The organism is Azospirillum sp. Sh1, assembly GCF_008365135.1.
Taxonomy (GTDB): Bacteria; Pseudomonadota; Alphaproteobacteria; order Azospirillales; family Azospirillaceae; genus Azospirillum; species Azospirillum oryzae.
This window is the reverse complement of the sequence record NZ_VTTK01000082.1, coordinates 1-4,259: the sequence shown is the minus strand read 5'-3', so window position 1 is coordinate 4,259 and position 4,259 is coordinate 1. Positions and strand designations below refer to the sequence as shown.

The following is a 4,259-nucleotide window of genomic DNA, read 5'->3' as shown; positions in this document are numbered from 1 at the left end:
CGCTGCCGGCAATCCGTTTGGCTCAGAGACGCGGGTGAACACCACCCTGACCGACTGGCAGGGCTTCAGCCAAGTGGTCGCATTGAAGGACGGTGGCTGGGTCGTGACCTGGGAGTCGCGCGGTGCCCAGGATGGCAGCGGAAGCGGAATGTATCAGCAGCGTTACGACGCTGCCGGCAACCCGGTCGGTTTGGAGACCCGGGTGAACAGCTATACCAGCGGTGATCAGACCTATGCCGCCGTGTCCGCGTTGACCGACGGCGGATGGGTCGTGGTCTGGCAGTCTGCTGGACAGGACGGAAACTTCACTGGTGTCTACGGCCAAGTCTTCAACGCCGACGGAACCCGCCGGGGAGGGGAGCGCCTGATCAACCAGACGACGGCCTATGATCAGTACCAGCCTGCGGTAACGGGCTTGGCTGACGGCACATTCATGGTGAGCTGGGGAAATCGGAACAGCCCTGGCAGCTATTCTCTTTTTGGGCGGAAATTTAATGCGGACGGCACTCCGACGGCAGGGGAGTTCCAGATCAGTCCGGCATCGGCTGCCGATGCCGCTTACCCTGAACTTTCTGCGCGTCCCGATGGGGGATTCACTGCTGTTTGGATCCGCCCCGATCTGTCGACAGCAAGCAGCAGCGACTATGAAATCGCTATGCGAACCTACACGACAAACACGACATCACAAGGGAACTACGTCGGCACGACTGGCAGCGATACGCTATTCGGTTCGTCTGGCGCAGACACCCTCACCGGAGGGGCGGGAGCAGATCGGTTCCTCTTTACTGGACAGAACCAAGGGCTGGACACCATCACCGATTTCCAAGCCGGTCAGGATCGGATCGAAGTCGTCGGCTCCAGCTTCGGCAACTTGCCGATTGGCCAGCTCGACACCGCCCGCTTTGCACTTAACGCACCGGGCGACGCCGACGACCGCTTCGTATTCAACACCACCACAGGAGCTTTGTCCTACGATCCCGACGGGAATGGTGCAATGTCGGCAACGACCATTGCCATGCTGAACGTCCGCTCGCTGTCGGCAACTGACATCTGGGTGGTGCCATCGGCCTGATACCGGGGCTGCGGCCTCGTTGCCGGTTGTCCGTCAAAGGGTGCTCTGGCGGACAAGTATTCGAATGCACAATCAGAAAATAAAACCAGAAGATTTTCAGGAGAAGCATCAATGGCGTCCGTCTTGAGTTCATGGACTTTTCAGTCTGAGCGTTGGGTCAACACGACGACGGCGAATGATCAAAGCGTTCCCAACATCGCCTCCTTCCACGACGGCAGCTCGGTGATCGTCTGGATGTCCATGGGCCAGGATGGCAGTGGCGCCGGTGTGTATGGGCGTCGGCTGGATGCGTCCGGCAATCCTGTCGGCGGCGAGTTCCGCATCAACACCACCACCGCTGGGGACCAGGCGATGCCGACGGTCCTGGCCAACTCCGACGGTAGCTTCGTCGTCTACTGGCAGACCGGGGCAAATCCAAATGTCGACATCGTCGGTCAGCGCTATGACGCGGCCGGAAACGCGTCTGGTAGCGAGTTCACCGTCAATTCTACCATTGCTGGAAGCCAGATTTGGCCTATGGTTAGTCCGCTTGCCGGCGGTGGACACCTCGTCTCTTGGTTCACCATGAACGCGGACGGAACCGTCCAGTCGATCAACGCCCGCCGCTTCGATGCTGCGGGAGCCGCGGTCGGCCAGGACTTCCTGGTCGGCACCGTCGGGGGCGGGGTGGGGGTGAATTGGTCGCCGACGATCACGGGCTTGACCGATGGCGGCTTCGTTGCCTTGTGGAAGAAGCCGGACGGCAGCGGCACGGGCATCTTTGGGCAACGGTTCGACGCGACCGGAGCGATGCAGGGAAGCGTCTTCCAGGTCAATGCGACCACCGCCTATGACCAGCAGCTGCCGAGCGCGGTAGCGCTGCCCGACGGTGGCTTCGTCGTGACCTGGACCTCTGCCAATCAGGACGGTGGCGGGAACGGCATCTTCGGACAACGCTACAACGCGGCCGGAGGCAAGGTCGGCGGGGAATTCCTGGTCAATACCGCAACCGCTGCCAATCAGTACGACAGCCGGATGGCATCCTTACCCGACGGTGGTTTCCTGGTGCTGTATTCGGCAGGCGACAACCAGGACGGCAGCGGTGCCGGTATATTCGGGCAGCGTTACGACGCCAATGCCGTGCGTGTCGGCGGCGAGTTCCGCCTGACCGATACGACCGCGGGCAACCAGTATCAGCAAGCCATGGCCGTCCGCGACGATGGCAGCATCGTCACCGCCTGGGCTTCTCCAGATGGGAGCAGCCAGGGGATCCAGTCGCGCATCATCGCTCCGGTACTCCCCGGAATTTTGCCGAGTGGCGAGCGCTGGGTGAACACGACGACGGCGAACGACCAAAGCGTTCCCAACATCGCCTCCTTCCACGACGGCAGCTCGGTGATCGTCTGGATGTCCATGGGCCAGGATGGCAGCGGCGCCGGCGTGTATGGGCGTCGGCTGGATGCGTCCGGCAATCCTGTCGGCGGCGAGTTCCGCATCAACACCACCACCGCTGGGGACCAGGCGATGCCGACGGTCCTGGCCAACTCCGACGGTAGCTTCGTCGTCTACTGGCAGACCGGGGCAAATCCAAATGTCGACATCGTCGGTCAGCGCTATGACGCGGCCGGAAACGCGTCTGGTAGCGAGTTCACCGTCAATTCTACCATTGCTGGAAGCCAGATTTGGCCTACGGTTAGTCCGCTTGCCGGCGGTGGACACCTCGTCTCTTGGTTCACCATGAACGCGGACGGAACCGTCCAGTCGATCAACGCCCGCCGCTTCGATGCTGCGGGAGCCGCGGTCGGCCAGGACTTCCTGGTCGGCACCGTCGGGGGCGGGGTGGGGGTGAATTGGTCGCCGACGATCACGGGCTTGACCGATGGCGGCTTCGTTGCCTTGTGGAAGAAGCCGGACGGCAGCGGCACGGGCATCTTTGGGCAACGGTTCGATGCGACCGGAGCGATGCAGGGGAGTGTCTTCCAGGTCAATGCGACCACCGCCTATGACCAGCAGCTGCCGAGCGCGGTGGCGCTGCCCGACGGTGGCTTCGTCGTGACCTGGACCTCGGCCAATCAGGACGGTGGCGGGAACGGCATCTTCGGACAACGCTACAACGCGGCCGGAGGCAAGGTCGGCGGGGAATTCCTGGTCAACACCGCAACTGCTGCCAATCAGTACGACAGCCGGATGGCATCCTTGCCCGACGGTGGTTTCCTGGTGCTGTATTCGGCAGGCGACAACCAGGATGGCAGCGGTGCCGGTATATTCGGGCAGCGTTACGACGCCAATGCCGTGCGTGTCGGCGGCGAGTTCCTCCTGACCGATACGACCGCGGGCAACCAGTATCAGCAAGCCATGGCCGTCCGCGACGACGGCAGCATCGTCACTGCCTGGGCTTCTCCGGATGGGAGCAGCCAGGGGATCCAGTCGCGGGTTTTGAAGACGGCTTTCCCCTACGACACCCTGTATGGCAGCTTGGGCAACGACACGCTTGTCGCAGGCATTAACCGAACTCGGATCTTCGGGCTCGATGGAGATGATCTGCTTCAGGGCAACGGGAGTTCCGATTACCTCGACGGAGGCAACGGAAATGACACCATTGTCGGAGGCGCGGGGGATGTTTTCATCGGGGGCGCTGGTGTCGACACGCTGATTTTCGACTCCCCAACGGCCCTGACCCTGGACGTTGGTGGCAGTGGTTTTGAGGTGGTCTATGGGAATGTCGGCAATGATCGTCTGTGGACGTCACTGTCCGGACCACTCACTGCATTCGGTGGCGCAGGGAACGACACCCTGATCGGTGGTACGGGCAACGACACGCTGGATGGTGGAAGCGGAACGGATTCGTTGGTGGGTGGCATCGGTGACGATGTCTATGTCGTCGATAATGTCAGCGACGTGGTGACCGAACTGGCTAACGAAGGCACCGACGAGGTGCGCACGACGCTGAACGCCTACACCCTGGGCGCCAACGTCGAGAACCTGACCTTCATCGGCAGCGGAGCCTTCACCGGGACCGGCAATGGGTTGGCAAACATCCTCCAGGGCGGTGCCGGAAACGACACTTTGGACGGTGGCGCCGGGATCGACACCCTGCGCGGCGGTGCCGGCAATGACACCTACATCGTGAGCGACGCTGGCGACGTCATCGTCGAGACCGCCGGGGAGGGCACCGACGAGGTGCGAACCGGTCTCGCCAGCTACACCC

Annotated in this window: 1 protein-coding gene and 1 pseudogene; both read left to right on the top strand. The window is 62.3% G+C overall.

What is annotated here, in order from left to right; translation table 11 throughout:
• Positions 1–1,072: pseudogene (locus FZ029_RS32655) on the top strand (hypothetical protein); the annotation flags it as partial.
• A gap of 111 nt (positions 1,073–1,183) precedes the next feature.
• On the top strand, positions 1,184–4,259 hold a 3,076-nt coding region (locus FZ029_RS32650), incomplete at its 3' end, for a calcium-binding protein (RefSeq protein WP_149274350.1).